Raw genomic sequence first — 3,695 nt, 5'->3', positions numbered from 1 at the left:
CGTCTCCCCAAACGGCGCACTATCCCAACGCCAGACTTCTGTTCCTGTCGCGTCCGTAATCACCCTCGGTGTATTGAGATGATCCGCATGAATATCATACGCCTTCGGTGTATTGGCCGTCACTGCGACTGGCACTGCTGCTGAGGTCGTGCTTGCACCCAGGTTATCTGTGGCTTTTGCCGTCAGACTGTAACTCCCCTGCGCCACATTCGTCCAGTTGGTCGTGTACGGTGCCTGCGTGACTGTGGCAATGCTGGTTGCGCCATTCAAGAACTCCACCTGCGCTATCGTGCCATCACTGTCGGTTGCTGTCGCATTCAGGATGATGGTCGCTGGTGCTGTCCCGTTGGCTGGGTTAGCAGTGAGGCTGACCGTTGGTGCTGTGTTGTTGATGACATTGACAGTCACCGGTGCCGTGGTTGCTGTCGTGTTGGTGCTGTCCGTCGCCTTGGCAGTGACGTTATAGCTATTCGCCGTGACATTGCTCCAGTTGACGCTGTAGCTAGTGCCGTTCGTGACTGTGGGTGCTGTGGCAGTGCCTATCAGTGTTGCACCCTGGTAAAACTCTACCTTGCTGATGGTACTGCCAGATGCGGGCGTGGCTGTCGCTGCCAGACTGATACCTGCTGGTGCAATGAAGGTACCGTTCGCTGGTGCCGTCTGGGTAGTTTGCTTGAGTGCGGGTGTCAGGCTGACAATTGGTGGCGTTGTTGCTGCGGCCTTGACCTGGACACTGACCGGATTACTGGTTTGTGTGAGGCTTTGGCTGTCGGTGACTTTGGCTGTCAGGCTATAAGTACCTACTGCAGCATTGGTCCAGCTATAGCTGTAAGGGCTGGCTGTTGCACTGCCCAGCAGTGTGGTGCCATTGTAGAACTCGACTTTTGAGATGCTGCCTTTGCTGTCTGCTGCTGTCGCTGTGATGGCGATAGGTGTACCTACCGTGACACTGGCATTGTTGGCCGGTGCTGTCAGGTTGACGGTAATCGGATTGGTAACGGTGATGCTGACCGGGGTGCTGGTGGTTGTGCCGCTGAGGTTGTCAGTTGCCTTGGCGGTGATGCTGTAAGTACCAGGAGCGACGTTGGCCCAGCTGTAGCTATACGGTGCGGCGGTGTCGCTATTGAGCAAGGTGGTGCCGTTATAGAACTCGACCTTGCTGATCGTGCCATCAGCGTCAGTAGCGTTGGCTGTCAGGGTGATGGTGGCTTTGCCGGCAACACTGCTGTTGTTGGCTGGCGCTGTGATGCTGACGGTGGGGGCATTGTTGACGACGACGGCAACTGCTGTCGAGGTCTTGGTTTCGTTATGGCTGTTGGTGGCTTTGGCGGTGAGGCTGTAGCTGCCTGTAGCGACATTGCTCCAGTTATAGCTGTAGGGGGCTGTGGTGGCGGTACCCAGTAATGTCGTGCCCTGATAGAACTCGACCTTGCTGATGGTGTCACCAGTGTTTGTCGCAGTGGCTGTCAGGGTGATGGCGGCAGGTGCACCGTAGCGGGCGTTGGCTGCCGGAGCCGTCAGGCTGACGGTGGGGGCGACGGCGAAGGCCTGACTGCTGATGCCAGCGAGGCAAACCAGTGCTGTGCTGATGCTGATCCTGCTTAATAATCTTTGTTGAAACAAGTTCTTCTCCCCTGCCCTTGGCTCATCTCTCGTGGGTGAGCGGCGGGCGGTTTTTTGAATAATGGCTATTGGGTAATGACCAGTTTTTTTGTCAGGTTTAGTTTTTTTTGCCTGGCTTATTTGATCACCGCGACAGGCAAGTCACCAAGGTAGATGTAATCCACATCGTTCTGCCCTGTGCGCTCGCTGATCAGTTTGCCACCCTGGTCGTAGTGATACAGGGTGCTGGTGGCGGGGTTGCTGCCATTGGCGGGTACGTTCTTTTGTACACGTTGGCCCAGGGGGTTGATGAGGTATTGCACATTACCTATGGAGGTGACGGCAGAGGTCATGCGGCCACGGGTGTCGTAGGTGAACTGGTTGCTGCCGTTGTTGGTGATGCTGCCATTGGGGTCGGTCGCGACGGGTTTGGCCTGGCTGTCGGTGATCTGGGTGAGGCGGTTGCTGTTACCGGCATAGGTGTAGCTGGTATTGGCGGCACCAGTGGTCTTGGTGTTGCGGTTGCCGACGGGGTCATAAGTGAAGCCCTGGCTGACCTGGGGTGTTAAATAGCTGGTGAGGCGGTCTACGGTGTCATAGCCGTAGGTGGCCTGGCGGCTGGGGTTGTTGGTTTCGTTGATGGCGGTGATGCGTCCTGCTGCATCGTAGCTGATGGCTTGTACTTTGTTGTTGAGGGTGTAGCTGGCAATGCGGCCTTCGTTGTCGAAGCTGCGGGTGGAGGTTTGTCCGGCGCTGTTGCGATAGCTTTGGACGCCGCCAAAGGGACGGTAGCTGGCCTGACTGAGGATGGTCATGGCGATGCCGTCTTTGGTGGTGTCGATCTGGGTGACGCGTCCAAGGCTGTCGCGGGTGTAGCTGATCAAACGGCCATTGGGGTAGGTCGTGCTGCTGAGGCGGCCTGCATTGTCGTACTGGTAGCGGGTGATGTTGCTGGCGCTGTTGATGAGGCGGGTCTCGGTCAGTACGCGGCCACGGCCATCGTAGGTGTAGCTGATGGTGCCACTGGGGTCGCTGATCTGGCTTAAGCGGCCTTTGGCATTGCTGCCTTGGTCATAGGTGTAGGTAGTGACACTGTTGTCGTGCCAGGTGATGCTGGTGATGCGGTTGAGCACGTCATAAGCATAGCGGGTGGTCTGGCTCTTGGCATCGGTTTTAGTCAGGATGTTGCCGGACGCGTCAGCTGTCGTTGTGGTGACACCTGTGTCGGGGCTGGTGAGGCTGAGCTGGTTGCCGAGGCCGTCTATGCTGTAGATGGTGCTGAAGTTGCGGGCGTCAGTGACCTGGGTGAGGCGGTTCTGGCCATTGTAGGTGTAGCTGGTGTTTTTGTTGTCGGCATCGGTTTGCATTTGCAGACGGTTGAGGGCGTCATAGGTCTGCTTGGTTGCTGCGCTGTTGCCGTTGGTGATTTTAGTGACGTTGTCGTTAAGATCGTATTCGTACTGGTAGACGGTGGTGGCGGATTGGGCTGCTGCCTGGCCATAGGCGAGTGCCATGGCGACGCTGAGGACAGTCGCTGTGAATGTTGGTGTCATGGTGTGCTTCAAGATACGGTTCATTGCGCTGCTCCTGTGACGGTTTGCAGGCGGTTGAGGATGTCGTAGACGCGGCTGACCTGGCGGGTGAGGTTGCCACCGGTATCGGTGACGGTTTCATTGACGCGGTTGCCCATGACGTCGAGGGTGTAGTTGATGCTGTTGCCGAGGTTGTCGCTGATCCTGGTCAGGCGGTGGGCATCGTCATAGACGTAGTTGATGCTGCTGTTGTCTGGCAAAGTGACTTTGGTCATCTGGCCGACACCGTCGTAGTCGTAAGTGGTGGTTTCAGAAACGCCATCGGCATTGGTCACGCGTTGTTTGAGCCAGCCACGGGGGGTGTAAGTCAAAGTAGTGACCATGCCGTTGGGGTCAGTGATCTGGCCTGCGCGGCTGTTGGCGTCGTAGTTGGTCAAAGTCGTGACGTGACCAGCGGCATTCGTCACCGTACTAAGGTTACCGAGGTTGTCGTAGGTGTAGGTGGTTTTATCGACGACGTCGGTACGGGGGCCGGTGACGGTCAACACTTGACCTATGGTG

Annotated in this window: 2 protein-coding genes and 1 pseudogene; all 3 read right to left on the bottom strand. The window is 57.0% G+C overall.

Annotated features, from left to right (window positions below):
• On the bottom strand, positions 1-1,623 hold a 1,623-nt coding region (locus ACO0LD_RS31605; protein ID WP_423013483.1), incomplete at its 3' end, for an Ig-like domain-containing protein.
• A gap of 116 nt (positions 1,624-1,739) precedes the next feature.
• On the bottom strand, positions 1,740-3,179 hold the full coding sequence (locus ACO0LD_RS31600) for a hypothetical protein (RefSeq protein ID WP_423013481.1): 1,440 nt from the start codon (positions 3,177-3,179) through the stop codon (positions 1,740-1,742).
• Positions 3,176-3,695 (bottom strand): annotated as a pseudogene (locus ACO0LD_RS31595) (RHS repeat protein); the annotation flags it as partial. The pseudogene ACO0LD_RS31595 and the gene ACO0LD_RS31600, both read right to left, overlap by 4 nt.

The sequence above is a fragment of the Undibacterium sp. Ji83W genome (genome assembly GCF_049340385.1).
Taxonomy (GTDB): domain Bacteria; phylum Pseudomonadota; class Gammaproteobacteria; order Burkholderiales; family Burkholderiaceae_D; genus Undibacterium.
The sequence above is the reverse complement of the archived record's forward strand: the minus strand, read 5'-3'. Positions and strand labels throughout refer to the sequence as shown.